Below are 26,141 nucleotides of genomic sequence, written 5' to 3'. Positions count from 1 at the left end.
CCAATTAGCGCATACGTTCGAATCAAGGAGTACGCTGTCCTCATGGCAACGCACCAACTCCAGGGGTCCCTGTTCGACCAGAGCGACGACGTGCGACTGCGGCCACTGGACGGGGTCCGTAGGACCGTGCTCGGCGACGGCGCCTGGATCGACCTGCTGCCGGGCTGGCTGAGCGGCGCCGACGCCCTGTTCGAACGGCTGGCCACCGACGTGCCGTGGAAGGCCGAGCGGCGGCAGATGTACGAGCGGGTCGTGGACGTGCCGCGCCTGCTCGCCTTCTACGGCGCGGGCGAGGTCCTCCCGCACCCCGTGCTCGACGAGGCGCGGCAGACACTGTCCGCGCACTACGCGGCCGAGCTCGGCGAGCCCTTCACGACGGCCGGGCTGTGCCACTACCGCGACGGGCGCGACAGCGTCGCCTGGCACGGCGACCGCATCGGGCGCGGCGCCCGCGAGGACACGATGGTCGCCATCCTGTCCGTGGGCGCGCCGCGCGACCTGCTGCTCCGCCCTCGCGGTGGCGGCGACGTGGTCCGCCGGCCGCTGGGCCACGGCGACCTGATCGTGATGGGCGGCTCCTGCCAGCGGACGTGGGAGCACGCCATCCCGAAGACGACGCGCGCCGCGGGCGGACGGATCAGCATCCAGTTCCGGCCGCAGGGGGTGCAGTGATCCCGCGACGTCGTCACGTCCACCGCCGGCTGGACAACCGCCGATGGCCGGCTCGCCCGGATGGCTCGCCGCCGCGCGCGCATACATGGCTCCCTCGACACCATGAACTCCTGTCACCTCGTGAGCTCCTGACGGTGCGTTGGACAGCCGCACGAGCTTCCGGGTCGATCCACCCATCACCGCGGCCGACCCTCCGCCGGACGCGACTTCGGCGGAGATCAGGACCCGAAGCGACGGCAACGGACAAACCTTGACATCCATTCGACCGGCTCTCTACGGTCGGCCGAAGATCTTGAGCGTTCACGGCACGCCACCGAGCGAGCCGCGAGCACCCGGGTCTCCGTCGTCATCGGCACCAACACCGGCGCGTGCCCCCCGCATCCCACGCCGGGCCACCGCCGACGGCCCGCCCACGACGAGCAGGACTGCCATGGCCACACCTTCACACGCCGGCGACTCACCCGAGCGCGACGCGTTCCACCCCGACCTTCCAGGCCATGACGGGCCCCTGCCGCTGCGCGCCCGGCTCCACCACATCCGCGCGGGCGAATTGGACGGCGACACCGCCCAGACCGGTGGCATGCGGCGGTTCGCGGCGATCAGCGGGAGCACGGTCGGCTCCGAGCGCATCTGGATGGGCCAGACGCACGTGGCCCCCGACACCGCCTCCTCCAATCACCACCACGGCGCCTCGGAGACGGCGATCCATGTCGTGAAGGGCCACCCGGAGTTCGTGTTCCTGGACGACTCCAGCGGCACCCCCGAAGAGATCCGGCTGCGCACCGCACCGGGCGACTACATTTTCGTGCCGCCCTACGTCCCGCACCGCGAGGAGAACCCGAGCCCGGACGAGGAGGCGGTCGTCGTGATCGCGCGCAGCACACAGGAGGCGATCGTCGTGAATCTGCCGGAGCTGTACGTACTCGACCAGGATTCCCCGGTGGGGAACTGACGGAAGGTCACCACGGCGGTCACAGAGGCGGATCGGGGCGGAGATGAGCCCGTAGTTCGCGTGCCATCCGGTCCGCCTCACCGTCCGTCACCCACTCCCCCTCCGGCCGGCCGAGCATCGCGAAGACGCCGGGACCGCGGCGCTCCCGCGGGAGGCCGGGCGGTCGGGGCACCACGTGGAAATGCACGTGCGAGAAGCCTTCGGCCTCCGCGAACTGCGCCACGTAGGTCTTCTCACAGCCGGTCACGCTCCGCAGCGCGCGGGAGAGCCTGACCTGCCAGGCGCCCAGCGTCGCGGCCTCCGCGTCGGTGAGGTCGTGGACGGCCGTGACGTGGCGTCGCGGCAGCAGCACCAGCCAACCGGGCAGCGCCGTTCCGATGGCGTGGACCACCCGCCAGCGCTCGTCGAAGGCGATGCGTTCGCGTGGCGGCAGACCGGCGAACTGCGCTTCCTTCCCGCATGGGTAGCAGTCGCAATCCGTCATGCCGGGGATCCTAGGAGCCCGAACCGCGCCCTCGCACCCTTACGGAACGGGGTGGCGGCCGAGGTGATGGTCCGCGAGGTTCAGCGCCTCGCTCACCAGGCGTCGCAGATGCCCGTCGAGCAGCGCATAGATCATGCGGCGCCCTTCCTTGCGGACGGTCACCAGGCCCGCGAGACGGAGTTTCGCCAGATGCTGGCTGACGGCGGGGCGGGCCGCGCCGCACGCCTCGGTGAGCGTCGTGACGTCCGCCTCGCCTTTGCCGAGCGTGTGCAGCAGTACGAGACGCGTGCGGTCGGCGAGGAGGCCGAGGAGATCAGCGGCGTATGCCAGTTGCTCGCCGCTCGGCTCTTGCGGGTGCGCACTGTGCGCAGGTGATAGGTGCATGCGTGCGCTCATACGCACATAATGGAACGGGACGCCTTCCGGTGTCCACCTCGGCCCCGGTCCCCGCGGCCTTCGCCCTCCGCCCCAGTCCAGGAAGGCCCGACCCTTGAGCCCTCAGCACGGACACGCACCCCACGACGGCACGCATCACCACGGCCACGAGCACGACCACGGCCACGTATCAGGAGCGGCCCGGTGGCGGCACCGGCTCGCGCACGTCCTCACCCCCCACTCCCACGAGACCGCCGACAAGACCGACCGGGCGCTCGAAGCCTCGGCCCGGGGCCTGCGCGCCCTGTGGATCTCGATGGCCGTACTGGGCGTGACCGCGGCGGCCCAGGCGGTCGTCGTCGTGCTCTCGGGTTCGGTCGCGCTGCTCGGCGACACGGTCCACAACGCGGCGGACGCCCTCACCGCCCTGCCGCTCGGCGTCGCCTTCGTCCTGGGCCGCCGGGCCGCCAACCGCCGCTTCACCTACGGATACGGGCGCGCCGAGGACATCGCCGGGCTCGTCATCGTCCTGACCATCGCCGCCTCCGCCGTGTTCGCCGCGTGGACGGCCGTCGACCGGCTCGTCAATCCGCGCGGCATCACGTATCTGCCGGCCGTGGCCGCGGCCGCCGTAATCGGGTTCCTCGGCAACGAATGGGTCGCCCGCTACCGCATCCGCGTCGGCCGTGACATCGGTTCAGCGGCGCTGGTCGCCGACGGACTGCACGCACGTACGGACGGGTTCACCTCGCTCGCCGTTCTCATCGGGGCGGGCGGCACCGCCGTCGGCTGGCGGCTCGCCGACCCGATCGTGGGGCTGGCCATCACCGCCGCCATCCTTCTCGTGCTGCGCGACGCCTGCCGTGAGGTCTTCCGGCGGGTGATGGACGCCGTCGACCCGGCCGTCGTGGACAGCGCCGAGCACGCCCTGGGGCACGTACCCGGAGTGCTGGCCGTCAACGAGCTGCGGATGCGCTGGATCGGGCACCGGCTACGCGCCGAGGTGGCCATCGTCGTCGACGGCGCCCTCAGCGTGCGGGCCGCCCACGAGGTCGCGGTCGCCGCGGAGCACACCCTGCTGCACGCCGTCCCCAAGCTCACCGGCGCTCTGGTGCACGCCGACCCGGCGCCCGCCCCCGGCGTGCCCGACCCGCACGCGGCACTCGCCCACCACGCCGCGTAAAGGCCGTGGTACTGCGCCTCCTGGTCAACAGAGCACTCACGGCAGAAGGCACCCCCATGACGACCACGCTCGACTCGCAGGACCCGATCGCCGTCGCGGTCACGGCGGCGATCCGCCAGGGCGACGTACCGGCCCTGCGCCACCTGATCGCCGAACACCCGGGGCTGGCCTCCGCCGCGATCGCGGAGACCGCCCGCCCGGACTGCTCCGGGATCCGCACACTGCTGCACATCGCGACCGACTGGCCCGGCCATTTTCCCAACGGCGCCCAGGTCATCGCCGCCCTGGTGGAGGCCGGAGCGGACCCCGACGCGCGTTTCTCCGGCGCACACACCGAGACGCCCCTGCACTGGGCGGCGAGCAATGACGACGTCGCCGCCGTCGACGCCCTCGTCGCGGCCGGCGCGGACATCGAGGCGCCCGGCGCGGTGATCGGCAACGGCACGCCCCTCGCCGACGCCTGCGCCTTCGGGCAGTGGCGCGCCGCGTTCCGGCTGGTGGAGCACGGCGCCCACGTCACGTTCGAGGAGGCCGCGTCGCTCGGCCTGATCGACCGGGTCAGGGCCCGGGCGACCGCCGGGGAACCGCCGACGCCGGAGGAGGTGGCCGACGCGTTCTGGTGCGCCTGTCACGGCGGCCGCCTGGCCACCGCCCAGTACCTGTACGAGCGGGGGGCGGATCCCGGCCGGGTCGGCTACGGCGACAAGACGCCTCTGGACGTCGCGCGCGAGCAGGAAGCCACGGACGTCGTCGCGTGGCTTTCCGCTGTCGCAGCGAAGCCGGCGGGTGACACCACGTAATCCGTGAGAATTCGGTGCCGCTCCCGGGGTGCTCAATCGGCCCGTGGCGGCTCCAATGGAGGTTGGGGAACCTCGGCGAGGAGGCCTGTTCCATGACGAACGCGACGCGACTGCTGACCGCCCTTCCTCACGAGCACCGGGAGCGGCTGATGACGCTCGCCAAGGAGGTGTCGTTCGACGAGGACGAGCGGATCTTCGAGGAGGGCCACATCGCCGACCGGTTCTGGGTCGTGCGCTCGGGCGCGGTCTCTCTGGACCAGCAGGTCACCGAGCACAGGAAGGTGACTGTCGCCTCGCTGGGCTCGGGTGATCTGCTCGGCTGGTCATGGCTGTTCCCGCCGCACAGGTGGGACTTCGGGGCCGAGGCGTTCAGTCCTGTGCGTGCCTACGAGTTCGACGCGAAGGCGGTGCGCAATCTCTGCGAGGCCGATCCCGCGCTGGGCATGACCCTGATCCGTACCGTCGCCGAGATCCTGGCGTACCGGCTCGGGGCGACCCGCGCCAAGCTCATGGAGCAGTACACCATCCACCGGACGCAGCCGATCTGACGGCCGCTCCGCGCCCTTGAGTACCTCAAGCCGACTGTGAACGCCTCGATAAGAGCCTGTCGCATCTGTTGACTGCCCCCACTCCCGGCGACTCATTTGGCCGCCGGATCCTCGTAGCGCTCCTTGATGAGTTCCAGGTGCACCCAGCTCTCCACCGCGCGCACGCCCTTCACGGCCCGCATGTCCTCGACGGCCGTCCGGATCGCCGCGAGGGATTCCACCGTGATCGTGCCGACCAGGTCCGCGCGGCCCATGCAGGAGGACAGGAAGGAGACCTGCTCGCGGTCGGCGAGGCGGGCCGCGACCTCGTCCCGCTCCGCCTCGACGCGCACGGCGAAGCCGCAGAGGATGCCGAGACCGAGGAGTTCCGGGCGCACCAGCGCGAGGACCTTCGCGACGCCGCCGTCGAGGAGCCGGAGCGTGCGCGCGCGGGCCGCCCCGGCCGAGAGGCCGACCCGCTCGGCGAGCTCGGCGAACGGGAGGCGGCCGTCAGCCTCCAGCTCGCGCAGGACGAGCTGGTCGGTCTCGTCGAGTTCCGTGACGGCAGGGTCCCCCGCGAGCAGATACGGGTCCTTGAGGTGGCGGGTGGAGATCAGCGGGTTCACGACGTCGACGCCGGGCAGGGAGCGGACGCGTTCGATCGCCCGGTCCAGATCGGCGATTCCCTTCGTACGCAGCTCGGCCATGACCGCGTAGCCGCCGGCGGTCAGCGTGACGAACGGGGCCTCGGGCATGGCGGCGATGGCGCGCGCCACGGGCCCGGCCGGTCCGCGGACGCCGATCGACAGATGCGCCGACGCCGTCAGACCCCGGACGGCGGGGTGCACGACGGCCACCACACGCACACCGCCGCCCTCGAGCAGCCGCTGGACGCGGGCCCGGGTGGCGGGCCGGGAGAGGCCGACCCGCTGCGCCAGCGTCTCGTACGTCAGGCGGCCGTCCGCCTGCAGCTCGCGGACGACGGCGAGGTCGATGTGGTCCAGGTCCACCGGGGCTTCCCCTCAGCTCGGCTGCCCGGGTACGGCCGCACCCGGGGTCGGCGCCCATTGTCGACCACGAGGGACACGGGTGCCGGACACCCGTGACGCCCCTCACAGACGCCCGTCTCATGCGGACTGGACAATTATGGAAGACGAAACGTAACTTCAACACCGAAGCGACCGACGAATCATTCGTCGCCCTGAGGTCGTCGCTCCAAGCGTGGGGAGAATGCGATGGGTCAGCCGGTGGTGGTCTTCACCGACCCCGAGGAGCTGGATGTCGAGCCGGGCGCGCGCCTGCTGCGCGACGCGGGCTTCGAGGTCCGCGTGGTCGGGAGCCGCGACCCCGCCAGGATCGCGGCTGCCGCGCACGACGCCGAGGCCTTGATCGTCGGCTACGCCCCGGTGGAAGCGACCCTCCTGGACCGGCTGCCGACGGTGCGCATGCTGGCCACGATGTCCGCCGGTTACGACATGGTGGACACCGCCGAGGCCCGCCGGCGCGGCCTGTGGGTGAGCAACCTGCCGCACGCGGCCACCGAGGACGTCGCCGTGCACGCACTCGCCGCCACCCTCTCCCTCGTACGCCACCTGCCGCACGCCGACGCCACGGTGCGGACCGGCGGATGGAACACGGAGTTCGGTGAACTGCCACGCCGGGCCGGCGAGTTGACGCTCGGCCTGGTCGGGTTCGGCCGTATCGCCCGCGCCCTGGCGCGGATGGCGGCACCCGTCTTCGGCCGCGTGGCCGCCTTCGACCCGCACGCCGACCCGGCCGGCTGGCCGCCCGAGGTCGACCGGCTCGGCCTCGACGAGCTGGTGAGCCGCGCCGACGTGCTGTCCCTGCACACCCCCCTCACCCCGCAGACCCACGGTCTCGCGGACGAGGCCCTGCTCGCCCGGATGCGGCCGGGCTCGTTCCTCGTGAACGTCTCGCGCGGTGAACTCGTCGACCCCGACGCTCTCCTGCGCGCGCTGGACAGCGGGCACCTCACCGGGGCCGCGCTCGACGTGTTCCCGGTCGAACCCCCGCCCGCCGACGACCCGTTGCGCACCCACCCACGCATCCAGCTCTCCCCGCACAGCGCGTTCCTGTCCGACGCCTCGCAGCGCGCGTACGTGTGCGCGCCCGCCGAGAACGTCATCGCCTGGCACCGCACCGGCCGCCCGCTCACGCCCGTGGTCGACCCGACCCTCGAAGGAGCCGTCTCGTGACCGACCTGCTGACCCCTGCCGCCGATCAGGACGCCGCGCAGACGGAACTGCGGCTGCGCCGCGAACTCGCCGCCGTCTACCGGCTCGTGGCCCACTTCCGCATGACCGACCTGATCTTCACGCACATCTCGCTGCGCCTGCCGGGCCCGGACCACCACTTCCTGATCAACCCGTACGGGCTGCTCTTCGAGGAGATCACCGCCTCCAACCTGGTCAAGATCGACCTGTCCGGGAACCCGGTCGAGCCGACCCCCTATCCGGTCAACCCGGCCGGGTTCGTCATCCACAGCGCGATCCACGCCGCCCGCGAGGACGCCCACTGCGTCCTGCACACGCACACCAAGGCGGGCTGCGCCGTCGCCGCACAGCAGGGCGGGCTGCTGCCGCTGAACCAGATGTCGATGGAGTTCCACAACCGGGTCGGCTACCACGACTACGAGGGCGTGGCGCTCAACCTGGACGAGCAGAAGCGCCTCGTCGACGACATCGGCGGCCACCCCGCGCTGATCCTGCGCAACCACGGCCTGCTCACCGTCGGCGGGAGCGCGGCCCAGGCGTTCCTGCGCATGTACTACCTGGAGAAGGCCTGCGAGATACAGGTCACCGCACAGGCGGGCGGCGTCCCGCTGACCGTGCCGTCGCCAAAGGTGTGCGAGTACACCGCCCGGCAGCTCGCGGGCGAGGCGGAGGCCGACGCGGACTTCCAGGACGACGACGCGTACGAGCTGGCGTGGGCGGCGATGCTGCGCCTGCTCGACCGGATCGCGCCCGACTACAAGGACTGAACAAGGACTGAACAAGGGCTGGGCAAGGGCTGGGCAAGGACTGGGCAAGGACTGAGCGGAAACCAAGTGCCCCGCTCGCCCTTCGTACGGTGGTGATTCGCCTGGAGTTCACCCGTACGTCACCCCGCGACCGGCGTGGTCGGAAAGCATCTGTTCTTCCGATCGCGGTTTCACCAGGGGGAACGACAGTGCAGAGCGCCCGTGCCAGACGTGTGATCAAGCGGAGCGCTCCGGCCGGCGTGGCTTCGCTCGCGGCCCTGCTCCTGCTCGCGGGGTGCGGCGCGGGCGGCCCGGGTGACTCCGACGACGCAGCGTCCCCGGCCGGCGCCTCCCCCGTGGCCGACATCGACTGCGCGGGCAAGAGCCAGGTTCCCGGCTCGGGTTCGACCGCCCAGCAGAACGTGATGAAGTACTGGATCGACCAGTACCAGCGCGCCTGCTCCGGCGTCCAGATCGCGTACAACCCGCTCGGATCGGGCGCCGGCGCCGCCCAGTTCCTGCGCGGCGCGACCGCGTTCGGCGGCTCGGACAGCGCGCTGAAGCCCGAAGAGGTCGAGCTGTCGAAGCAGACGTGCACCGGGGGCCGGGCCATCAACCTGCCCATGGCGGGCGGCCCCATCGCGGTCGGCTACAACCTGCCCGGCGTCGACGACCTGGTCCTCGACGCCGCGACCCTCGCCAAGATCTTCGACACCCGGATCGTCTCCTGGGACGCCCCGGAGATCCGCGCGCTCAACCCCGGCGCGAAACTGCCCTCCACCCGCATCCGCCCGGTGCACCGCTCGGACGACTCGGGCACGACGCAGAACCTGCAGGCCTACCTCGCGGGAGCCGCCCCGGCCGCATGGCCCTACTCGGCGGAGAAGTCGTGGCAGGGCAGGGGCGGCGGCTCGGCGAACGGCTCCAGCGGTGTCGTCTCGCAGGTCAACTCCTCGTACGGGTCGATCGGTTACTTCGAGCTGTCCTTCGCGGCGAGCAGCCAGGTACCGACTGTCAGCATCGACACGGGCACGGCGGAGCCCGTCGCCCCGTCGCCGGAGTCCGCGTCCGCGGGAATCGCCGCGGCGCGTGTCGCGGGCGAGGGCAAGGACATGTCGCTGAAGTTCCGCTACGGTCACTCGGCCACGGGGGCGTACCCGATCGTCCTGGTCACGTACGAGATCGTGTGCGACAAGGGCAACCGGGCCGCCACACTCCCCGCGCTCAAGTCCTTTCTGACCTACACCGCGAGCGACGAGGGCCAGCAGGCGCTGACCCGGATCCACTACGCGCCGCTTCCGGACACGGTCGCGACCCAGGTGCGGGAGACCGTGCGGTCCCTGTCCTGACGGCCGCAAGGACCGCGCCGTCCAAGCGCACTTGACCCCAAGTACCCTGAGGTCACCGGGAGTTCGCGCGGCAGTGCCTGACGCCCCGTTCCCCTCGTCGCCCGTGAGTGTCACCATGCTGAGCCCGGGCATGTCCCGCGGCCTGACGGGAGGCTCATATGGCTCAGGTGTACTTGCGGCGGCTGTCCCGGTGGCAGGCGGAGCAGCAGCGAGACGCCGTCGCTGACGTGTATGTCTCGGCGTACCACGGGGCCGCGGGGGCCGAGTACCGCGACCGGCAGGGGTTCCTGACCCGCTTCGAGAGGCACGGCCGGCGTCCCGACTTCGACATGGTGGCGGCCGACTCGGGCGGCCTCGTCGGCTGCGTGTACGGGTTCCGGGCCGACCGCGCCGGTGACTGGTGGGCGGGCTTCCGGGGTGACCTGCCGACCGAGTTCGAGGAACTGACCGCGTCCGGCCGGGCCTTCGTCCTCGCCGAACTGATGGTGCTGCCCGCCCATCGGCGCCACGGCGTCGCGACGGACCTTCAGGTACGGCTCCTCGCGCGCCACGACACCGATCTGATCGTCGCCGCGGTGGACCTGCCGGACCCCGCAGGCCCCGAGGCGACGGGCTCCACGCTGCTGCGCTCCTGGGGCTGGCTGAATCTCGGCACATCGGACCCCGGCGACGCGCCCGGAGCGCGCGACAAACAGCTGTGGGTGCGCAGGCCCCTGAGGTAAGCGCCCTCCTCTCCCCCACGCGGTCCCGTACCGCCTCCCACCTCCTGCGACCGGCCTCGGAACGCTGTTGACGCGCATGGGATGCTGAGGCGTCCGCGGATCATGGCTGGATCAGGAGAGTGCGCCAGAGTGAGGGCAGTGACACGGGTGACGGAGATCGGGGGCACGTGGGACCGGTTCGTGGCGTCCGATCCGGGGCTGCTGCGGCTGATGGCGGGACTGCGGACGGTCGGCGCGATCGCGCTCACCCTGGCCGTTCTCGCGGCGTTCCACACCGATGTGACGCACATGGTCGCCGGCGCCATGGCCGCGATGGTGGCCACGTTCGCGATCAAGGAGAAGGACGTACGCGGCCAGGCCGTCACCGTCGCCCTCGGTCTGCCCGTGGCGCTTGCGGCGGTGTCGCTGGCCGCGCTGCTGCACAACCGGGTCGTCGCGGGTGATCTCTTCTTCATCGCCCTGATCTTCGGCGCCGTCTACAGCCGCCGCTTCGGGGACCGCGGCACCGCGCTGGGCCTGATCGGCTTTCAGATCTACTTCGTCTCCCTGTTCGTGAGCGCGACGGTGTCGTCGCTGCCACGGCTGTACGCGACGCTGGCCGTCGCCTTCGCGTGCAGCGCGGTCGTGCGCTTCGCCGTCGTACCGGAGACACCGGAGCGCGTGCTCGGCCGGCTGCGTGACGCGTTCAGGGCGCGGCTCGCGCAACTGGTGGACACGCAGGCGGAACTGCTCGATGCCGAACCGGACCAGCTGGAGAAGGTCCTCGACGACCTGCGGCGGGGCACCGCACGGCTGCACGAGACGGCGATGATGATCCAGGGCCGCCTGGAGGAAGGCACCCGGGACTCGGCCACGGCCGCCCTCGTACAACGCAGGGTCGCCGATGCCGAGATCGCGGCCGAACGGCTCGGCGTCCTGCTGCTCAACGCCCGCAGTGCCGAGCGTGCCGACACCCTCACCCTGCATCTGCCGCACGCGCCCGTGCCGGAGCCGTCGAAGCGCCTGTACGCCGACGGCGACGCGACCGCGACCCTGCGCCGCGACCTGGGCGCTCTGCACCTGCTCGTCGCCCGCCCGGTGACGGGCAACCGCGGGACGGCTGTCGCGCACCTGCGCAACCGGCTGCTCGCCTACCGCGACGAGGACAATCTGCCGCGCGGCTCTGCCGCCGTGCAGGACGTCTTCCGCGGGATCGGTGAGGCGGCGCGCGCCGTCATGGGCCTGCGGGTCGCCCTCGACGGGCCGCAGGACGAGTCTGACGACTCCCCGGCGACGACGCGCTCCCGCGAGGAACTCGACGCCGAGGACCTCGCGATCACCAGCTCCGAGCAGGACGAGGACGACAAGGACGACCGCAGCGGGCTCCAGCGGCCCACCACGCGGGCCGCGTTCCAGGTCGCGGTGGGCTCGTCGCTGGCCATCGTCGGCGGCGAGTTCCTCTCCAGTCAGCGCTGGTACTGGGCGGTCCTGACGTGCTGGGTGGTCTTCCTCAACACCGCGTCCACGGGCGAGATCCTGGTCAAGGGCTACCGCCGGCTCCTCGGCACGGTGTTCGGCGTGGTCGCCGGTGTCGCGCTCGCGAGCGTGGTCGGCAACCACACGTGGACGGCGTTCGCCCTCGTCCTGGTCTTCATCTTCGCGATGTTCTTCACGGCGCCGCTGTCGTACGCCCTGATGTCGTTCTTCGTCACCGCGATGCTGGGCCTGCTCTACACACTCCTCAACACGTACAGCCTGGACGTGCTCGTCCTGCGGATCGAGGAGACGGCGCTCGGCGCCGCGTGCGGCATTATCGCGGCGGTGCTCGTGCTGCCCGTGCACACGGACCGCCGTACCGACGAACTCCTCAGTACGGTCCTGGTCAGGCTCGGTGACGTCGTGTCGGCCGCGGTGGAGCAGCTCAGCGGCGGGCCCGCGGTCGATCTCCTCGACAAGGCGCGGGACCTGGACACGGCGCTGGACGATCTGCGCGCCTCCACGAAGCCGCTGACGCACCCGATCACGCCGCTACGGGTGCGGAGGCAGACGGCCCGCTATCTGGTGGCGCTCCTGGAGACCTGCGCCTATCACGCCCGTTCCCTGGCGGCGACGGCCGAGCTCGTGCCGTACAGCAAGACCATCGCGGCGGATCCGCGGCTCGAGCGGGCCGGGGTGCGTATCGCGCACAACATCGACGTGATCGACGCGCAGGTGCGGGACGAGGGGACCGGCGGGGAGGTCGAGGCGGGCGCGAGCATCGCCTCGATGCTGGAGGTGGACGGGACGGGGGCGCTGCGCTCGGGCACGGTCACCTTCCGCGTGCTGCGGCATCTTCAGCGCCTCGACGAGGGGGTCGTGGGTCTCGCCCGGCCGCTCGATGTGCCGGTCGCGGGGCGCCGGCGCTGAGGCGCCGCGGGGTGAGCCGCTGCGGGGTGAGGCGTTGCGGAGTGAGGCGTTTTTTCAGGAAGGCGGGAAGGGAGAGGGCCGGGGCGGCCTGATCGACTGCCCCGGCCCGTCGACGGTGTCCGTCCGCCGGCTTTCGAGTGGCCGGCGGTCAGGCGTCGCTCCGGAGGCTAGAGAACGCCGGACTCGGAGATGGTGACCTTCGCCGAGGGCGCGCCGCTGCGGGAGCCGAGGCCCTCGATCTTCTTGACGAGCTCCATGCTGGACTCGTCGGCGACCTCACCGAACACGACGTGCTTGCCGTCGAGCCAGTCGGTCACGATCGTGGTGATGAAGAACTGCGAGCCGTTCGTGTTCGGGCCCGCGTTGGCCATGGAGAGCAGGCCCGGCTTGGTGTGCTTGAGCTGGAAGTTCTCGTCGGCGAACTTCTCGCCGTAGATGCTCTTGCCGCCCGTGCCGTTGCCGGCGGTGAAGTCGCCGCCCTGGAGCATGAACTGCGGGATGATGCGGTGGAACGACGACCCCGCGTAGCCGTAGCCCTTCTCGCCCGTGGCCAGGGCGCGGAAGTTCTCCACCGTCTTCGGGACGACGTCGTCGAAGAGGTTGAAGCTGATGCGCCCGGCGGGCTTGTCGTCGATGGTGATGTCGAAATATGCCTTGATTGCCATGGCGACATCCTTGCACTCCCCGTGGCCCGTGCGCTCCTCGGGCCGGGCTTTCGCAGGTCCCTCGGGCCGCGCGTCCACTCGTTCGGCCCGCCCCCGCGTCGGCGACGGCCCGGCGGCCGGGCAGCTCCCCGCTGAACGAGGCGCCCCGCCCGTACGTACGTGAAGCGAGGGGACGGGCCGGTCGGCGCTCTCAACGCCCTTTCCCCTCAAGGTCGTTGACCTGTTGTCCGTACGCCGTTTCGCACGTTGGGGAGTCTGGATGAGGCATGCGCGACGCACCGCCCGGCGGATCACGCGCCTTGCTGCCGTCGGCGGCCTGCTCTGCGGAAGCCTGCTGGTCACGCACGCGATAGCGAGCGAACCCGGCGCCTCCCGTCCGCCCGTACCGGTGGGCGAACGGCTGGTGACGCAGCTCGGCACCGCCCGTACGGCGGGCAGCTGGCTCGGCGCGGACGGGCGGACGGTGGTCGCGGTGACCGACGCGGGCGCCGCGGCGGACGTGCGGCGGGCCGGGGCGCGGGCCGAGGTCGTGCGCCACAGCATGCGCGACCTGCGCTCGGCCACCGCGACGCTGCGGGCGGCGCCCCGCGTGGCCGGTACGGCGTGGGCGATGGACTACGGCTCGAACGAGGTCGTGGTGCGGGCCGATTCGACTGTCTCCGCCGCCGACTGGTCGCGGCTGGCCGACGTCGCCAAGGCCATCGGCGCGTCCGTCCGCATGGAGCGGACCCGTGGCACGTTCACCACCCGCGTCGACGGCGCCTCGCCGATCTTCGCGAGCGGCGGGCGCTGCTCGGCGGGCTTCGACGTGACCGACGGCAGTGACGCGTTCCTGCTGACCGCGGGGCACTGCGGCCCGGTCGGCACGACATGGTTCGCACGACCCGGCGACGCCACGGCACTGGGCACCACCGTGAGCGGCACGTTCCCCGGGAACGACTTCTCCCTCGTGCGTTACGACGATGGGGTGCCTCGCGCAGAAAGTGACGTCGTCGCCATCGGCGGAGGCCGTGGCGTACGGATCACCGGGGCGACCGATCCCGTGGTGGGCCAGCGGGTCTTCCGCAGCGGCAGCACCACGGGGTTGCACTCCGGCCGGGTGACCGCGTTGAACGCGACAGTGAACTACCCGGAGGGCACGGTCACAGGACTCATCCAGACCACGGTGTGCGCCGAACCCGGCGACAGCGGCGGCCCCCTGTTCGCCGACGGGCTCGCCCTGGGCCTGACGTCGGGCGGCAATGGAAACTGCGATGCCGGGGGCACGACGTTCTTCCAGCCCGTCGGAGCGGCGATGACGGCCCTCGACGTGCGCCTGGCCGGCGCGTCCGGGGACGACGGGTCGCAGGCGGGGGCCGGTTCCGGGCAGGCGCGGCCCGGCGGCGACGGCTCAGCCGCGCCTCCCGCAGGCTCCGAGGCGGGCGCTCCGGGTGGGGGCGGGACGGGTACGGGAGTGGGCACGGGTACGGGTCCTGGTACGAACATGGGCGAGGCCGCCGAGACCGGGGACGGCACCGTCTCCGGCACGGGAACCAGCACTGACACCGGCCCGGTCGTCGCGATCTCCAGGGTCGTGAACACCCGCAGCGTCGGCCCGGGCCTGCTGGTCATTGGCGGCAGCCTGATCGCCCTGGTGGCGGCGCGCTCCATGCGTTCGTCACGTCTGTCACGGCGGGGGCGCGGGGCCTGGTCTTAGGTGATGTGGCGGCGGCGCGCGTGGCCGCCACGGGCCGCGGACCCCCACCCCCCCCCAGGTCTTCAGCCCAGACTGGACAGCTTGGGCTGAAGGTTTTAGCGTGGACGCATGAACAACGCCGAGGGCATCGACCACGCCGAGGGCATCTCAGAATCCGCGGACCGTGCCGCGCGCGAACTGCGCGTGATGTTCAGCCGCCTTCGGCGCCGGCTCCGCGAGGTCTCCGACAGCCAGGACCTCACCCCGTCCCAGGTCTCCGCGCTCAACCGGCTCAGCAAGGCGGAGGCCGCCACGGCCAGCGGTCTCGCCGCCTCCGAGGGCGTTCGGCCGCAGTCGATGGCCGCCACACTCGCCGCGCTCGAACAGCGCGGGCTGATCGAGCGCCGGCCCGACCCCGAGGACGGCCGCCGCCAGCTGGTCACCCTCACCGACGCCGGCCGCGAGAGCGCGGAGGGCACCCGGCAGGCCCGCGGGGAATGGCTGGCCCGCACCCTCCAGGACGGCTACTCGGAAGAGGAGCGCCAGACCATCGTCACCGCACTGACCCTCCTGGAACGGCTCACAGAAGCCTGACCGGAGCACCCTCCCCCAAAAAAAGAAGCAATCGATCCACCCTGAAAGGCCCCCATGGCTCTCACCACCCTCGACGAGCGCACCGCTCTCGTTGTCGTCGACCTTCAGAAGGGCATTGTCGGCGCACCCACGACTCCGTACAGCGGCCCCGAAGTCGTCGCCCGCTCGGTCGAGTTGGCCGATGTCTTCCGTGCGCACGGCCTGCCGGTCGTCCTCGTGCGCGTCAGCGCCGCCCCCGACGCAGCGGACGCCGTGCCGGGGCGCAACGAGACTCAGGGCCGCACCGGCGCCCGCCCCGAGGGCTGGGACGTCATCGTGGACGAACTGTCCGGCCACCCCGAGGACATCACGGTCACCAAGCGCAACTGGGGCGCCTTCTTCGGCACGGACCTGGACCTCCAGCTGCGCCGCCGCGGCATCACGCAGGTCGTGCTGACCGGAGTCGCCACCAGCATCGGCGTCGAGTCCACGGCCCGCGCCGCCCACGAGCACGGCTACCACGTCACCCTGGCCACCGACGCGATGACGGACCTGGACGTCGAGGCGCACCACAACAGCATCGAGCGGATCTTCCCGCGTCTCGGCGAGACCGGCACGACCGAGGAGATCGCCGAACTCCTGGCAAAGACCCGCGCCTGACAAGCGAGTTGGGCCGGCGGCCACCCGCGCGCTGGTCGGGTTCCGGCCGTTGCGCCGCCCGGCCTTGGCGGAAGCGGTCCGTCCGGGACAGGATGCCCGCATGAAGGGTGATCTCTTTTCCAGCGAGCACGTCGTACAGCCCGCCTCCGCGCCGGGAATGACCGCACAGAACGCCAAGTCGATCCGCTATGCCGTCGACGGCGACATGATGGCCCGCCAGGGCGCGATGATCGCCTACCGCGGGAACCTGCAGTTCGAGCGCAAGGGCCAGGGCATGGGCGGCATGCTCAAGCGCGCGGTCACGGGCGAGGGCCTGCCCCTGATGACGGTGCGCGGACAGGGCGAGGCCTGGTTCGCGCACGAGGCGCAGAACTGTTTCATCGTCGACGTCGAAGCCGGCGAGGCCCTGACGGTCAACGGGCGCAACGTCCTGTGCTTCGACTCCACGCTGTCGTACGAGATCAAGACCGTGAAGGGCGCGGGCATATCCGGCGGAGGGCTGTTCAACAGCGTCTTCACCGGGCAGGGCCGGCTGGGGCTCGTCTGCGAGGGCAACCCCCTGGTCATCCCGGTCTCGCCGCAGCAGCCGGTGTTCGTCGACACGGACGCGGTCGTGGGCTGGACCGCCCATCTGCACACCTCGCTGCACCGGTCGCAGTCCATCGGGTCGATGATCCGCGGCGGTTCGGGCGAGGCCGTCCAGCTGAAGCTGGAAGGTGAGGGGTACGTCATCGTGCGTCCCAGCGAGGCGACTCCGCAGAAGGCCCAGCAGCACTGACGCCGCACGGTCCCCGCGCACTGCGAGGTGGCGGCCCGAGATCCGGTGAGCCGTCACCCCACGGTGCGCTGCCACCGGATCTCGCCGTCGTGCATCCGGGAGGGCGACCAGTGGGGCGGCCAGGTCCGCCTCACCGGCCCGAACCGCGACGGCCGCTTCGGCCTGCTCGCCGCGGCGCCGGGCGAAAACACGAACGACGGGGTCGTCTGGGTGTTCTCGGCGGGCTCCGGCGGTGTCACGGCCTCCGGCTCATGGACCTACGGCGCGGGCTCCCTCGGAGCACCTTCCGCGGACGCGATGTTCGGCGCGGCGATCGACGAGTAAGGCGGCCAACGCGTAGGGCCGGCAAGGAATGTCCAAGCCGGGCCGCCCGCCTCCCCACCCCCTCGGGGACGGGCGGCCTTCCGTACTTCCCGTACGTCCATTTGATGACCGGCCGACGTCGAGTAGCACTCAAGTCGCACGGCACAACACATACGTGGACGGATCCGCCGGGACCCTCGTCGCTCGTACGTTCTTGATCAGAACGCAGCGGCACGACGGGACCGGCGAAGGGACACGACTACATGTACGGCAAGGCATTCGCCCCTGAGTATCAGGGCGAGTTGCGCACGGCCCTCACAGTGAACTCCTCCTACGAGGATGTGCGCGCGGCGGCGGGCCGGTCCCTCGACACGGCGGCCGGCCCCCTGGAACGGGCACGCGCCGCACTGGCGCTCGCCGAGGCGAACCGGCGGCTCGGCCGCGTCCGCGAGGCGGGCGACGCGTGGCGGGGCAGCTATCGCAGCGCGCGGACCGCCGGGCACACGGGTGCGATGGCCTGGGCGCTGTGGAGCGGCGGCACACTCGCCCGCCAGTGCGGCTCGTTGCGCCTGGCCCGGCGTCTGCTCGGGCACGCCGTCGCCCTGGCCGCCCACAGCGACGACCGGCTCGCCCACGGCTACGCGCTCGCGGGCCTGGCTGAGACGGGCCGCATCCAGGGCGACTATGCGGCGGTCGCCACCCTCCACGAGGAGCTGCTCGAACAGGGCCGCGCCCACGGCGAACCGCGGCACATGGTCTGGGCGATGTCCGGCATCGCGCAGATGCACCGCAACACCGGCGACCACGCGAAGGCCCTGGAACTGTTCGAGGAGTCGGTCCGGGTGGCCACCGAGGCGGACGACGCGCGGGGCCGCGCCTGGTCGCTGCGCGGCGTGGCCGATGTGCTGTCCGTCCGGGGCGAACCCGACCGGGCGTTGTCCCTGCTCTCGGAGGCCGAGGGCATCTGCCGTGCGATGGATCTGGCGAGCGCCCTCGCGTACAACCACAAGATGCGCGCCAACGTCCTTTACCGGGACGGGCGTTATGAGGCAGCCCGGGACACCTATGCGTCGACGCTCGCCGAGTTCCGCCATCTGCACGAGCCGCGCGGTGTCGCGCTGTGCCGGCTGGGGCTGGTCAAGTCGCGCTCCCGGCTGGGCCGCGACCGGTGTGACACACTCGCCGAACTCGACGTTCTCGAGGCCGACTTCAAGCGGATCGGGCTGCGGCACGCGCGGGAGATGGTGGTCGCGTTCCGCGCGGAGACGACTCCGGGTGCCCTTCGGCCCGGGCACCGTGAAGCGGCCTGACCGCCTCGGTCACTCGTCGAGCGTGATGCGGATGCCCACGGTGCCGTGGAGGCCGCGGCGCAGGCGGCTGCCGAACAGCGTCACTTTGCCGAGCAGGCCGTACTTGCTCCCGATCAGGCTGCGATAGCGGGCCGTCACCTCGGGGGAGCAGATCTCCGCCGTGGCGGGCGACTGATCGCCGGTCGGGTTGCCGCGCGCGTCACACGGGCCCACCAGGACGTCCGCGCGATTGCGGATCCGCTTGACCTTCCATGAGTCGGCGGGGGTCCAGGCGCCGAGCGCGGACCCGTCCCTGACCACCCAGACGGGGGTGGCCACCGGGCTCCCGTTCTTCCGGAAGCTGGTGACCAGCAGGTACTTCCCGGCGCCGAGCCGCGCGAGCCGCGTGGTGTCCATGCCTCGAGTCTACGGCTCCTCGGCGGGCGGCTGTCGGGGCCCTGTCACGTCCGTCACTCCGGGTGTGGGCATTGCAACAAATTGTGAAGAAGGTGAAGCTTTCTCGTATCCCGGTGATCCGCGCGTCCGAGCACGGCCCGCCCCCCGACGATGATCACGCCGCGCGCCTCCTCATGGCATCCAGATCGGGGTGCGCAGGGCCAGGAGACTCCAGAAGCGCCGACGCCTTCGGCGCTTCTGGAGTCGTGCGGGCCGCACCGGCGCGGGGCCGGAGCGGGAGTCAGCGAAGCGCCGTCGCCAAGATGGTGCTGAGCGACAGGGTGAGCCCCACGATCGCCATCAAGAGCGTGCCGTACTCACGCCAGGCCCGGGGCCGGCGCTCCGCCTGCGGCCGATGCTCGCCGGGACGCGCGCCGGCGGGATCAGCGGGATTCTGTGGTCCGTGCGACTGCGTCACACAGTGTCAACTCCCTGCCGTGCCCGGGCGATGCGGCCTAGATCAGCCACACAGCCCGACTCCGTGGCGGGTTCGCATCCTCCGCAGCTCCCACAGGGAGACGGCCGTGACAGACAGCGGACCGCCCAGCAGGGAGCAGAGTTGCGCCGCGACCGGGCCTTCCGGCGTGCCCTCCACGATCAGTCCTTTGTCCGGCCCCCCATCCCCCGATGCCATGTGCCCTCCACGCAGGGCCCGTGACAGCCCTTGTCTCCTGTGCGGCGCATGGTCGAGCGCCTCATCGGCGGAGCCGTCCAGAGCACGCACCTTTCCGCCAGAACAGTCATCTGCGCAGCCTCTCCACGGACGGCGTCACCTCACTCCAGGAGGTCCGCGACGAGTTCGGCGAACTCGTCCGGCGTGGCGAGGCGGATGCCCAGCTCCTCGGCCTTGGCCCGCTTGGAACCCGCGCCCTCACCGGCGACCACGAGCGAGGTGCGCTTGGAGACGCTGGAGGAGGACTTGCCGCCGGCCCGCTCGATGAGTTCGTTCATCTGGTTGCGGCTGAGCTTCTCCAGGGGGCCGGTCATGGCCCCCGTGACAACGACGGTCATGCCGTCCAGCGGTCCCGCGGCGGTCGCCGGCTCGCCCGCTCCGTCCGTCTCGGCCTCGCCCTCGGGGGCAGGCGGGGTGGCGCCGGGTTCGGTCATGTTCACCCCCGCCGCGGCCAACCGGTCAATGAGCGGGGCGAGTTCGGCCAGCTCGGAGACGATCACCGGGGCCTTCTCGGCGCCGATGCCCTCGACCCGCTGCATCGCCTCGGCGTCCGCGGCGCGGATGTGGTCCATCGTGGCGAAGTGCCGGGCGATACGGCGGGACATGGACCGTCCGGTGCCCCGCACACCGAGGGCGCACAGCACGCGGGACAGCGGCTGGGCCTTGGCGGCCTCGATCGCTGCGAGGAGGTTGTCCGTACTGGTCTCCCCCATCCGATCGAGCGCCAGGAGCCCGTCACGGGTGAGCGCGAACAGATCGGCGAGATCGGCGACCAGGCCCGCGTCGACGAGCTGGACGACGCGGGTGGCGCCGAGGCCCTCGATGTCGAGCTGGTCGCGGCCCGCCGCATAGGAGAGCGATGCCACCAGGTGGCAGTTCCGCCCCCGCTCGCAGCGCCAGCGCTGCTCGCTCGTGTCGATGCCGGAGCCGCACTGCGGGCATACGTCGGGGAAGGCGATCGGCTGTTCGTCGCCGGTGCGCAGATGGGCGACGGGCGCTTCGATGCGGGGGATGATGTCGCCCGCCTTGTAGACCATCACGTGGTCGCCGAGCCGCAGATCGCGGCGGGTGATGTCGGCCGGGTTGTGCAGAGTGGCGTACGTGACCGTGCTGCCGTCGATGTCGACGGGTTCGAGGACGGCGCGCGGGGCGATGATGCCCGTACGGCCGACGTTCCACTCGACGTCGAGGAGACGGGTGATCTTCTCGACCGCCGGCAGCTTGAAGGCGATGGCCCAGCGCGGGGCGCGCGTGCCCGTTCCGGCGGCCTCTTGGTCGGCGGCGAGATCCGCCTTGACGACGATCCCGTCGATGCCGAACGGCAGCTCGGCGCGCAGGCCCGCGATGTGCTCGACCCGTGCGAGCACCTCCTCGACGGTGTCGACGGTGAGTCCCGAAACAGCCGTCGTGGCCGGTGTGTTGACACCGAGCGCGGCCGTGCGGTCCATCAGTTCGCCGTGGGCCAGGGAGCGCAGCGCGTCCGTGTGCCCGGCCGACGTGTCCGGCAGGGGCAGCAGGCCGTACGCGAAGAACGTCATCGGCACCGTGTAGGCGCGCTCCTTGGCCCTGAGCGTGCCCGCCGCGGCGTTCCTCGGGTTGGCGAAGGGGGCGCCGCCGTGTTCCGTACGCACCTCGTTCGCATGCTCGAACTGGCCGAGGGTCATGAGGACTTCGCCCCGCACCTCGACCGTGTGCGGCTCGGTGAGGCGGTCGGGCAGGCCCTCGATGGTGCCGATCGCGTGCGAGACGTCCTCCCCGGCCGTCCCGTCGCCCCGGGTGATCAGCCGCGTGAGGCGGCCCTCGTGGTAACGCGCCGCGATGGCCAGGCCGTCCAGCTTGGGCTGGACGTTCCACCGGGTCACGTCGTGGCCGATCCTGCGGGCCACCGACGCGGTCCAGGTAGTGAACTGCTCACCGTCGAAGACGTTGTCCAGGCTCAGCATCGGGACCGTGTGCGGCACGTCCCCCTCAACGGCGCCGCCCGCGACCTTCCCGGTCGGCGACTGCGGCAGCACCTCGTCGGGGTGGTCCGCCTCGTACGCGGCGACGGCCCGGACGAGCCGGTCGTACGCGTCGTCGTCGAGGGCGGACGTACCGCCCGTGTAGTAAGCGCCCGCCGCCAGCGACGCGTCCGAGACGGCCTGGGCATAGGCAGCGGCATCGGCCAGGACGAGCTCACCAGAAGTCGTTGTCATGCTGCCATCGTGCCTGGTGGCACTGACAATCGACCGGAGGCGACGGCGACGCCCGGACTCGAGCGCTCCGCTTCACACCCTCAGCCGGTCCTGCGCCTGCACCCCGTCCTCGAGGCCCGCGACGCCGAACGCCTTGGCGAGGCCCTGGGCCGGCATGTCTCCGTAGATCGTCTCGTAAGAGCCCTCGGGTACGACGTACGTCTCGTGCCAGATCCCCACGTGCGTCGCGCCCTTGCGGGCGTACCGGTTGATCCGCACCCACCACGGGTGGTGGCGCTTGTCCGGGGCCGCTGCGTAGGCGAGCAGCTTCTCCTTCGACTCCCAGTACTGGACGACCATGTAGGTGCGCGGCGAGCCCGTGAGGAGGATGTGGTGCAGGAGGCCGAGAGAGCGGTCGCGGTTCAGCTCCTTGATCATCATGGGCATCGCGATGAACACCGGCAGCCACCGGTGGACCGCCCAGAAGTGGTTGACGCGCATGCCGATGAGGAAGACCACCACATCCCCCTGTGCGCCCGCGGTCATCCGTCCGGCATGTTTCTTCGTGCCCATGTCGCCCCCGATTCAGCTGTGTTGGAGAGTTCTGGAGGTTTCGGAGAGTGCCACTACCCAGACACCCATGTTTGGATAGTGGCACTGCCCAAGGAAGGGTGCAAGAGATGCGACTCGCGGAACTCAGCGAGCTGAGCGGGGTCTCCATCCCCACCATCAAGTACTACCTGCGGGAGCAACTCCTGCCCCCTGGGCGGCGGATCACGGCCACACAGGCCGAGTACGACGACTCCCATCTGCGCCGGCTGCGTCTCGTACGGGCACTGATCCAGGTCGGCCGGGTGCCGGTGGCGACCGCTCGCGAGGTGCTCGCGGCGGTGGACGACGACTCGCTGGGCCGCACGATCCGCCTGGGCGCGGCCCTGTGGGCGCTGCCGCAGCCGCCGGAGGCTCCCGAGGACGACCCGGCGACGGTCGAGGCGAGATCGGCCGTCGACCGGCTCCTTGAGGAACTCGGCTGGGACACCGCGCGCGAGATCGGCAGCCTCTCCCCCTCGTACCGCACCCTCGTCACGACGGTCGCCACGCTCAACCGCCTCGGCTACACCTGCGGAGCGCCCGAACTCGCCCCGTACGCACGGCACATGGAGCGCGTCGCCGAGCACGACATCGACCGGCTCGACACCTTTTCCGAGGAGGTGGAGAAGGTCGAGATCGCGGTCGCGGCGGCGATTCTGTACGAGCCGGTCCTGCTCACGCTGCGCAGGCTGGCCCAGGAGGAGCAGTCGGCGCGCCGGTTCGGTCTGTGACGGCTACGTGGACTGAGGGCTACGAGGAGTGTGACCCTGCGCGCCGGCACGCGCCACCTCATGCCGACGGGTCGAACCCCGTAGCCATCCGGGCGTAGGCGTGCAGCATGGCGATCACCCCGGTACGTGTGCGGCGCCCCGCGAGGCCCGCAGCCGGTCCCGGGCGTCCGGGAACTTCTCGTCGCCCTCCTCGCGCTCACGGCTGAAGCGCTCGATCGCCCGCTGGAACGTCTCGTACGGCGGCCTCGACTCACTGGCCAACGGCCCCCGTGGCCTCACACGTACCGCCGGGCTCTACCCGGCCCGCCTGTTCGCCCCGCGTCCGGGCCCAGCCGCCCTTCTCCCGGCTCAGGCCGTAATCGTGCGGACTGGGCTCCCCGCCAGGAACGCCTCGATGTCCTCGACCGCGCCCTCGAAGTAGCCCTCGTAGTTGCGGCGGGTGACATAGCCGAGGTGCGGCAGACCGAGGAAGTTCGGGGCGCTGCGCAGGGGGTGGCCGGCCGGGAGCGGTTCCGTCTCGAAGACGTCGGCGCCCGCGCCCGCGATCCGGCCGTCGTGCAGGGCGCGCACCAGCGCGTCCTGGTCGACGATCGCGGCGCGCGAGGTGTTGACCAGGTAGGCGGTGGGACGCATGCGCTTGAGTTCGTCCGCGCCGATCAGACCGCGCGTGCGGTCACTGAGCACGAGGTGGACGGAGACGAAGTCGCTGCTCTCCAGGAGCTCCTCCTTGGAGCGCGCGAGGGTGACACCGGCCGCCGCGGCGCGCTCTTCGGTGAGGTTCTCGCTCCACGCGGCCACCTCCATGCCGAAGGCCTGGCCGACACGGGCGACCTTGGTCCCGATCTTCCCGAGCCCCAGGAGGCCGAGGCGGCGTCCGTGCAGGTCGGCGCCGAGTGTGCTCTGCCAGGGGCCCATGTCGCGCAGGGCGGTGCTCTCGCGCACCACGCTCCGGGCGAGGCCGAGAATGATCGCCCACGTCAGTTCGACGGGCGGCTCGGAGTTGCTGGCGGTGCCGCACACCGTGACGCCGTACCGAGCCGCTGCGGCCAGGTCGATGGACGCGTTGCGCATCCCCGAGGTGATCAGGAGACGCAGCTGCGGGAGGCGGGCGAGGAGGGTGTCCGTGAAGGGTGTGCGCTCCCTCATCGCGACCACGATCTCGCAGTCGCCGACCGCCGCGACGACGGCGTCCTCGGTCGGCAAGTGGCGTTGCAGGGACCGGACTTCGACGTCCGACCCGACTCTGGTCCAGTCCGCCATGGACAAGGCCACGCCTTGGTAGTCGTCGAGCACGGCGCAGCGCAGTCTGGTCAACGCAACTCCCCTGAAAGATCCGGTACCGGCACACTAATGGCTCCTCGCGGTGGCCGTGCGACGGCCTCGGGCTGAGCACAGCGGTACACCTGCCGAGTCGACGCACGGACCATTCGAGTCGGGACTCAGTGCTGGACCGCCCCCGGCTCACCTCTGAGGGCAATCCCTGAACCTGATGATGGAATACGGCATGGCGTCACGCACGAACGTACTCATCCATGTCCTGGTCGCCACCCTGCTGTTCCCGTTCGCCGTGGGGTGCTCGTCCGGCGACGCGAAGAGCGAGGGCCCGGACTGGCGTCCGCTGCCCCGGCACGCGGGTTTCGACTACCAGATCGGTGGTGCCTATCCTCCCGCGAAGGGCGTCGGTGTCGTGACCCGTGACCGGGCGGACCGGCCCGCCCCCGGCCTGTACAACCTCTGTTACGTCAACGCCTTCCAGGCCCAGCCCGACGAACGGGACGACTGGCCCGCCGACTTGCTGCTGCGCGACCCGAACGGACGGGTCGTGATCGACCAGGACTGGGACGAGCCGCTCCTGGACATCGGCACGCCGGACAAGCGTGAGCGGGTGGCCGCCCGTGTCGGCCCCTGGATCGACGGGTGCGCCGACCACGGCTTCGACGGGGTCGAGCCGGACAACTACGACAGCTACTTACGCTCGAAGGGGCTGCTGAGCGCCCGCGACGCAAAGGCGTTCATGTCGTTGCTGGTGGGTCGAGCACACCGGGCCGGGCTCGCCGTCGGCCAGAAGAACACGGCCGAACTGGCCCCCTACGGCCGTCAGTTGGGAGTCGACTTCGCTGTCGCCGAGGAATGCGGCGCCTACAGCGAGTGCGGGGTGTACGCCAAGGCCTTCGACGACCGGGTCGTGGTGATCGAGTACACCGACACCGGCCTGCGCAAGGCCTGTAGCGCATTCGGAAAGCGGTTGGACATCGTGCGCAGGGACCACGCCGTGACGACTCCCGGCAGCGACGGCTATGTGCGGCGCACCTGTTGAGGGGTGTGCGGGTACGCGTCGGGCAGGACACGCATGACGGGGAGCACGGTGTCCCGCAGGGCCACCGCGGCGGCGTGCGTGCCGCGCTGCGGTCCGAGGTCGAGCGAGCGCAGGGACCAGCCGGAGGGGTGGACGGCTCCGTGGCGTGGACGGTCACCCACGTAGTCCGCGTCCAGTGCACGCCCGAGGCCGACGCCGACGCCCTTGAGGTAGGCCTCCTTGCGGGACCACACACGGCAGAAGGCCGCGGCGCGCGACCCGGCGGGGAGCGCGGCGAGATCGGCGCGTTCCGCCGGGTGCAGCTCCTTCACCAGGTCGTCCACGGCCTCGGGGTCCGGCACCCGCTCGGCATCCACGCCCACCGGGCTTCCCGCCACGCAGATCAGGACAAGCCCCTCGCAGTGCGAGAGGGAGAAGTGCAGCGGCGGGCGGGGGCCGGGCAGCGCCGGGCGTCCGTGCGGGCCGCCGCACTGCGGGCACGGTTCGCGGGTGAACCGGACACTCCCCGGCGAGGTCCCCAGACAGGCACCGAGGAGCCGGCGCAGGGAGATGTGTGCGGCCAGGTACAGGTCGCGGTCCATGCGCCGTACGAAGGCGGCGGCCCGGGCGCGCTCGTCGGCGTCGAGAGCGGAGTCGTCCAGCAGGGAGTACGGCTCTGCGTGCTCCGGGGTCCTGAGCAGCCACAGGGACGGCCGACCGTCCCAGGGACCCGGAGTCGCCGGGACGGCGGGGTCGGGGGCGAGGTCCGGCTCGGAGGCGAGGTCCGGCTCACGTGCGAGGTCCGGCACACGTGTGAGGTCCGGTTCCGGGGTCACGCGGATCCCACC

Annotated in this window: 27 protein-coding genes and 1 pseudogene; 18 read left to right on the top strand and 10 right to left on the bottom strand. The window is 71.4% G+C overall.

From position 1 onward, the window contains the following. Window positions 1-42: 42 nt before the first annotated feature. Together ACY0PA_RS40065 and ACY0PA_RS40060 are read left to right on the top strand one after the other, a co-directional pair. Window positions 43-672, top strand: coding sequence for an alpha-ketoglutarate-dependent dioxygenase AlkB (locus tag ACY0PA_RS40065; protein WP_473082252.1), 630 nt, complete (start codon window positions 43-45; stop codon window positions 670-672). Between the two features lie 430 nt (window positions 673-1,102). After that, window positions 1,103-1,624, top strand: a complete 522-nt coding sequence (locus ACY0PA_RS40060; RefSeq protein ID WP_473082251.1) for a cupin domain-containing protein — start codon at window positions 1,103-1,105, stop codon at window positions 1,622-1,624. A gap of 19 nt (window positions 1,625-1,643) precedes the next feature. Here ACY0PA_RS40060 and ACY0PA_RS40055 read toward each other — a convergent pair whose 3' ends face one another. Then, window positions 1,644-2,108 (bottom strand): HIT family protein, encoded by a 465-nt coding sequence (locus ACY0PA_RS40055; protein WP_473082250.1) that lies wholly within the window; start codon window positions 2,106-2,108, stop codon window positions 1,644-1,646. 39 nt (window positions 2,109-2,147) lie between these two features. Beyond that, window positions 2,148-2,492 carry an ArsR/SmtB family transcription factor gene (locus ACY0PA_RS40050; RefSeq protein ID WP_473082249.1) on the bottom strand — a complete coding sequence of 115 codons (345 nt, stop codon included), beginning with the start codon at window positions 2,490-2,492 and terminating at the stop codon, window positions 2,148-2,150. A gap of 106 nt (window positions 2,493-2,598) precedes the next feature. On the opposite strand from ACY0PA_RS40050, the gene ACY0PA_RS40045 reads away from it, so the two are divergent. The 3 genes from ACY0PA_RS40045 to ACY0PA_RS40035 all read left to right on the top strand — a co-directional run bounded on the left by ACY0PA_RS40045 (window position 2,599) and on the right by ACY0PA_RS40035 (window position 5,014). Next, a complete protein-coding gene (locus ACY0PA_RS40045; protein ID WP_473082248.1) occupies window positions 2,599-3,666 on the top strand; it encodes a cation diffusion facilitator family transporter in 1,068 nt (355 codons plus the stop codon). 56 nt (window positions 3,667-3,722) lie between these two features. Next, the gene (locus tag ACY0PA_RS40040; protein WP_473082247.1) at window positions 3,723-4,466 is read left to right on the top strand and encodes an ankyrin repeat domain-containing protein; all 744 of its coding nucleotides are present in this window, start codon (window positions 3,723-3,725) and stop codon (window positions 4,464-4,466) included. A gap of 92 nt (window positions 4,467-4,558) precedes the next feature. Beyond that, entirely contained in the window at window positions 4,559-5,014 is a 456-nt protein-coding gene (locus ACY0PA_RS40035; RefSeq protein WP_473082246.1) for a cyclic nucleotide-binding domain-containing protein, read from the top strand. Between the two features lie 92 nt (window positions 5,015-5,106). Here the strand turns inward: ACY0PA_RS40035 and ACY0PA_RS40030 are convergent, their stop codons facing one another. Further along, entirely contained in the window at window positions 5,107-6,003 is an 897-nt protein-coding gene (locus tag ACY0PA_RS40030; protein WP_473082245.1) for an Lrp/AsnC family transcriptional regulator, read from the bottom strand. Between the two features lie 225 nt (window positions 6,004-6,228). Between ACY0PA_RS40030 and ACY0PA_RS40025 the strand changes: the two genes are divergently transcribed. From ACY0PA_RS40025 to ACY0PA_RS40005, 5 genes are all read left to right on the top strand, one after another. Continuing rightward, the gene (locus tag ACY0PA_RS40025; protein ID WP_473082244.1) at window positions 6,229-7,209 is read left to right on the top strand and encodes a C-terminal binding protein; all 981 of its coding nucleotides are present in this window, start codon (window positions 6,229-6,231) and stop codon (window positions 7,207-7,209) included. Then, the gene (locus ACY0PA_RS40020) at window positions 7,206-7,994 is read left to right on the top strand and encodes a class II aldolase/adducin family protein (protein ID WP_473082243.1); all 789 of its coding nucleotides are present in this window, start codon (window positions 7,206-7,208) and stop codon (window positions 7,992-7,994) included. The genes ACY0PA_RS40025 and ACY0PA_RS40020 overlap by 4 nt, the downstream gene beginning before the upstream one ends. A 239-nt stretch (window positions 7,995-8,233) precedes the next feature. Further along, window positions 8,234-9,322 (top strand): phosphate ABC transporter substrate-binding protein PstS, encoded by a 1,089-nt coding sequence (gene pstS / locus ACY0PA_RS40015; RefSeq protein ID WP_473082242.1) that lies wholly within the window; start codon window positions 8,234-8,236, stop codon window positions 9,320-9,322. Between the two features lie 158 nt (window positions 9,323-9,480). Then, window positions 9,481-10,044: a GNAT family N-acetyltransferase gene (locus ACY0PA_RS40010; protein WP_473082241.1), complete on the top strand. Its 564-nt coding sequence runs from the start codon at window positions 9,481-9,483 to the stop codon at window positions 10,042-10,044. 210 nt (window positions 10,045-10,254) lie between these two features. Further along, on the top strand, window positions 10,255-12,429 hold the full coding sequence (locus tag ACY0PA_RS40005) for an FUSC family protein (RefSeq protein WP_473086583.1): 2,175 nt from the start codon (window positions 10,255-10,257) through the stop codon (window positions 12,427-12,429). 167 nt (window positions 12,430-12,596) lie between these two features. Here the strand turns inward: ACY0PA_RS40005 and ACY0PA_RS40000 are convergent, their stop codons facing one another. Then, on the bottom strand, window positions 12,597-13,094 hold the full coding sequence (locus ACY0PA_RS40000) for a peptidylprolyl isomerase (protein WP_100593257.1): 498 nt from the start codon (window positions 13,092-13,094) through the stop codon (window positions 12,597-12,599). Between the two features lie 259 nt (window positions 13,095-13,353). Between ACY0PA_RS40000 and ACY0PA_RS39995 the strand changes: the two genes are divergently transcribed. The 6 genes and pseudogenes from ACY0PA_RS39995 to ACY0PA_RS39970 all read left to right on the top strand — a co-directional run bounded on the left by ACY0PA_RS39995 (window position 13,354) and on the right by ACY0PA_RS39970 (window position 18,393). Continuing rightward, window positions 13,354-14,790: a S1 family peptidase gene (locus ACY0PA_RS39995; RefSeq protein ID WP_473082240.1), complete on the top strand. Its 1,437-nt coding sequence runs from the start codon at window positions 13,354-13,356 to the stop codon at window positions 14,788-14,790. Window positions 14,791-14,898: 108 nt separating this feature from the next. Then, the gene (locus ACY0PA_RS39990; protein ID WP_473082239.1) at window positions 14,899-15,363 is read left to right on the top strand and encodes a MarR family winged helix-turn-helix transcriptional regulator; all 465 of its coding nucleotides are present in this window, start codon (window positions 14,899-14,901) and stop codon (window positions 15,361-15,363) included. Window positions 15,364-15,417: 54 nt separating this feature from the next. Further along, window positions 15,418-16,002: a hydrolase gene (locus ACY0PA_RS39985; protein WP_473082238.1), complete on the top strand. Its 585-nt coding sequence runs from the start codon at window positions 15,418-15,420 to the stop codon at window positions 16,000-16,002. A 100-nt stretch (window positions 16,003-16,102) separates the two neighbouring features. Beyond that, complete coding sequence (locus tag ACY0PA_RS39980) at window positions 16,103-16,780, top strand: AIM24 family protein (protein WP_453775952.1); 678 nt, start codon at window positions 16,103-16,105, stop codon at window positions 16,778-16,780. 102 nt (window positions 16,781-16,882) lie between these two features. Next, window positions 16,883-17,104, top strand: a pseudogene (locus tag ACY0PA_RS39975) (esterase); the annotation flags it as partial. 242 nt (window positions 17,105-17,346) lie between these two features. After that, window positions 17,347-18,393: a tetratricopeptide repeat protein gene (locus ACY0PA_RS39970; RefSeq protein ID WP_473082237.1), complete on the top strand. Its 1,047-nt coding sequence runs from the start codon at window positions 17,347-17,349 to the stop codon at window positions 18,391-18,393. A 9-nt stretch (window positions 18,394-18,402) separates the two neighbouring features. Here ACY0PA_RS39970 and ACY0PA_RS39965 read toward each other — a convergent pair whose 3' ends face one another. The 3 genes from ACY0PA_RS39965 to ACY0PA_RS39955 form a co-directional block, all read right to left on the bottom strand. Beyond that, window positions 18,403-18,789 (bottom strand): PPOX class F420-dependent oxidoreductase, encoded by a 387-nt coding sequence (locus ACY0PA_RS39965; RefSeq protein ID WP_473082236.1) that lies wholly within the window; start codon window positions 18,787-18,789, stop codon window positions 18,403-18,405. Window positions 18,790-19,602: 813 nt separating this feature from the next. Next, window positions 19,603-21,696: an NAD-dependent DNA ligase LigA gene (gene ligA, locus ACY0PA_RS39960; protein WP_473082235.1), complete on the bottom strand. Its 2,094-nt coding sequence runs from the start codon at window positions 21,694-21,696 to the stop codon at window positions 19,603-19,605. A gap of 72 nt (window positions 21,697-21,768) precedes the next feature. After that, complete coding sequence (locus ACY0PA_RS39955) at window positions 21,769-22,248, bottom strand: DUF4188 domain-containing protein (protein WP_473082234.1); 480 nt, start codon at window positions 22,246-22,248, stop codon at window positions 21,769-21,771. 107 nt (window positions 22,249-22,355) lie between these two features. On the opposite strand from ACY0PA_RS39955, the gene ACY0PA_RS39950 reads away from it, so the two are divergent. Next, complete coding sequence (locus tag ACY0PA_RS39950; RefSeq protein WP_473082233.1) at window positions 22,356-22,997, top strand: MerR family transcriptional regulator; 642 nt, start codon at window positions 22,356-22,358, stop codon at window positions 22,995-22,997. A gap of 114 nt (window positions 22,998-23,111) precedes the next feature. On the opposite strand, the gene ACY0PA_RS39945 is transcribed toward ACY0PA_RS39950, so the two are convergent. Continuing rightward, the gene (locus ACY0PA_RS39945) at window positions 23,112-23,258 is read right to left on the bottom strand and encodes a hypothetical protein (protein WP_473082232.1); all 147 of its coding nucleotides are present in this window, start codon (window positions 23,256-23,258) and stop codon (window positions 23,112-23,114) included. Window positions 23,259-23,345: 87 nt separating this feature from the next. Next, a complete protein-coding gene (locus ACY0PA_RS39940; RefSeq protein ID WP_473086582.1) occupies window positions 23,346-24,257 on the bottom strand; it encodes a D-2-hydroxyacid dehydrogenase family protein in 912 nt (303 codons plus the stop codon). A gap of 244 nt (window positions 24,258-24,501) precedes the next feature. Between ACY0PA_RS39940 and ACY0PA_RS39935 the strand changes: the two genes are divergently transcribed. After that, entirely contained in the window at window positions 24,502-25,314 is an 813-nt protein-coding gene (locus tag ACY0PA_RS39935) for an endo alpha-1,4 polygalactosaminidase (RefSeq protein ID WP_473082231.1), read from the top strand. On the opposite strand, the gene ACY0PA_RS39930 is transcribed toward ACY0PA_RS39935, so the two are convergent. Next, complete coding sequence (locus ACY0PA_RS39930; RefSeq protein ID WP_473082230.1) at window positions 25,293-26,129, bottom strand: 4'-phosphopantetheinyl transferase family protein; 837 nt, start codon at window positions 26,127-26,129, stop codon at window positions 25,293-25,295. The two genes, ACY0PA_RS39935 and ACY0PA_RS39930, sit on opposite strands and share 22 nt — an antisense overlap. Window positions 26,130-26,141: the final 12 nt, after the last annotated feature.

The sequence above is a fragment of the Streptomyces sp. DS1-CR2 genome (assembly GCF_055760475.1).
The sequence above is the reverse complement of the archived record's forward strand: the minus strand, read 5'-3'. Positions and strand labels throughout refer to the sequence as shown.

Bases quoted from the DNA above. Each gene is read 5' to 3' on its own strand.
- ACY0PA_RS40035 (WP_473082246.1), top strand. From the start codon at position 4,559: ATGACGAACGCGACGCGACTGCTGACCGCCCTTCCTCACGAGCACCGG.
- ACY0PA_RS40000 (WP_100593257.1), bottom strand. From the start codon at position 13,094: ATGGCAATCAAGGCATATTTCGACATCACCATCGACGACAAGCCCGCC.
- ACY0PA_RS40065 (WP_473082252.1), top strand. From the start codon at position 43: ATGGCAACGCACCAACTCCAGGGGTCCCTGTTCGACCAGAGCGACGAC.
- ACY0PA_RS39970 (WP_473082237.1), top strand. From the start codon at position 17,347: ATGTACGGCAAGGCATTCGCCCCTGAGTATCAGGGCGAGTTGCGCACG.
- ligA (WP_473082235.1), bottom strand. From the start codon at position 21,696: ATGACAACGACTTCTGGTGAGCTCGTCCTGGCCGATGCCGCTGCCTAT.
- ACY0PA_RS39985 (WP_473082238.1), top strand. From the start codon at position 15,418: ATGGCTCTCACCACCCTCGACGAGCGCACCGCTCTCGTTGTCGTCGAC.
- ACY0PA_RS39990 (WP_473082239.1), top strand. From the start codon at position 14,899: ATGAACAACGCCGAGGGCATCGACCACGCCGAGGGCATCTCAGAATCC.
- ACY0PA_RS39955 (WP_473082234.1), bottom strand. From the start codon at position 22,248: ATGGGCACGAAGAAACATGCCGGACGGATGACCGCGGGCGCACAGGGG.
- ACY0PA_RS40050 (WP_473082249.1), bottom strand. From the start codon at position 2,492: ATGCACCTATCACCTGCGCACAGTGCGCACCCGCAAGAGCCGAGCGGC.
- ACY0PA_RS39995 (WP_473082240.1), top strand. From the start codon at position 13,354: ATGAGGCATGCGCGACGCACCGCCCGGCGGATCACGCGCCTTGCTGCC.
- ACY0PA_RS40005 (WP_473086583.1), top strand. From the start codon at position 10,255: ATGGCGGGACTGCGGACGGTCGGCGCGATCGCGCTCACCCTGGCCGTT.
- ACY0PA_RS39940 (WP_473086582.1), bottom strand. From the start codon at position 24,257: ATGGCGGACTGGACCAGAGTCGGGTCGGACGTCGAAGTCCGGTCCCTG.
- ACY0PA_RS40040 (WP_473082247.1), top strand. From the start codon at position 3,723: ATGACGACCACGCTCGACTCGCAGGACCCGATCGCCGTCGCGGTCACG.
- ACY0PA_RS39950 (WP_473082233.1), top strand. From the start codon at position 22,356: ATGCGACTCGCGGAACTCAGCGAGCTGAGCGGGGTCTCCATCCCCACC.
- ACY0PA_RS40060 (WP_473082251.1), top strand. From the start codon at position 1,103: ATGGCCACACCTTCACACGCCGGCGACTCACCCGAGCGCGACGCGTTC.
- ACY0PA_RS39980 (WP_453775952.1), top strand. From the start codon at position 16,103: ATGAAGGGTGATCTCTTTTCCAGCGAGCACGTCGTACAGCCCGCCTCC.
- ACY0PA_RS39965 (WP_473082236.1), bottom strand. From the start codon at position 18,789: ATGGACACCACGCGGCTCGCGCGGCTCGGCGCCGGGAAGTACCTGCTG.
- ACY0PA_RS39935 (WP_473082231.1), top strand. From the start codon at position 24,502: ATGGCGTCACGCACGAACGTACTCATCCATGTCCTGGTCGCCACCCTG.
- ACY0PA_RS40025 (WP_473082244.1), top strand. From the start codon at position 6,229: ATGGGTCAGCCGGTGGTGGTCTTCACCGACCCCGAGGAGCTGGATGTC.
- ACY0PA_RS40055 (WP_473082250.1), bottom strand. From the start codon at position 2,108: ATGACGGATTGCGACTGCTACCCATGCGGGAAGGAAGCGCAGTTCGCC.
- ACY0PA_RS40010 (WP_473082241.1), top strand. From the start codon at position 9,481: ATGGCTCAGGTGTACTTGCGGCGGCTGTCCCGGTGGCAGGCGGAGCAG.